The organism is Solihabitans fulvus, from assembly GCF_008386585.1.
Lineage (GTDB): Bacteria > Actinomycetota > Actinomycetes > Mycobacteriales > Pseudonocardiaceae > Solihabitans > Solihabitans fulvus.
In genome coordinates, this window is sequence record NZ_VUOB01000222.1 from 1 (window position 1) to 509 (window position 509).

The window sequence follows — 509 nt, forward strand, 5'->3', positions numbered from 1 at the left end:
AGTGTTTTATGGCCATGTATATTGCTATAGTCTCCTATGTTATTTATTAAAACCTCCCCCCAGGGGGGCATCTGCAATATCCTGTGATATTGTAGGTGCTTAGTGGGTTAACGACCACTGGGCTCCAGTTACCTTGGATTCAGTATATCAGCTTTTGCTGATTTACTCAATCCCGGGGTCCCACGGGGAGCACCTACAGTATATCCTTACTCCCACGATACTGTAGAGGTGTAGTGGGTTGTTGGCCACGGGTCCCCTAGTTACCTTGGATTGGGTATATCAGTACTTGCTGACTTCCTCAATCCCGGGTCATAGTTTATGTGTTTGGTAGGTCTCCATAGGCTTCCTCCTTCTGCCTCGTAGGTAATTTTAATGGGGTGGCTTTTCTCGTTCTTCTTCTTTTCCTCTCCAACACCTGTCCAGGTAACATCATGGGATATATGGCTGTCTGGACGGGAAAGCTTCTCCCCGATGGATCCGCGTTTCGTCGTGGAGGGACCCTGGTCGCG

At 48.7% G+C, this 509-nt stretch carries 1 protein-coding gene; it reads right to left on the reverse strand.

The genetic code is table 11. From position 1 onward, the window contains the following. Positions 1-260 precede the first annotated feature (260 nt). Positions 261-509 (reverse strand): hypothetical protein (locus F0L68_RS44160; RefSeq protein WP_223199623.1); only part of this gene is annotated, 249 nt, incomplete at its 5' end.